The organism is Candidatus Thiosymbion oneisti (assembly GCF_900092655.1).
In the GTDB taxonomy this organism is placed as follows: Bacteria; Pseudomonadota; Gammaproteobacteria; order Chromatiales; family Chromatiaceae; genus Thiosymbion; species Thiosymbion oneisti.
Genome location: NZ_FLUY01001267.1, coordinates 1 through 282, shown reverse-complemented (window position 1 = coordinate 282; position 282 = coordinate 1). Strand labels below are relative to the sequence as shown.

At 48.9% G+C, this 282-nt stretch carries 1 protein-coding gene; it reads right to left on the bottom strand.

What is annotated here, in order from left to right; translation table 11 throughout:
- Window positions 1–282 (bottom strand): JAB domain-containing protein (locus BQ17_RS13240; protein WP_176722420.1); only part of this gene is annotated, 282 nt, incomplete at both ends.

The window sequence follows — 282 nt, the reverse complement described above, 5'->3', positions numbered from 1 at the left end:
GCTGATGATGAGATGATCGATCACTTCGACCTTAAGGAATTTGCCTGCCTGGATAAAATGATCGGTGAGATCCTGATTTTCGATTGAAGGCGTCACATTCCCGCCGGGATGGTTATGGACCATAATAACCTGAACGGCGAGCTTGTAAATCGCCATGCGGAAGGCTTCTCTGGGGTTGATGTTTGCCATGTTGGCAGAACCCAGCGCGACCAACTCGATATAGAGGATCTTGTTCGCTTGATTCAAACCCACCATCCAGAAGTGTTCCTGACCTTGACCGAT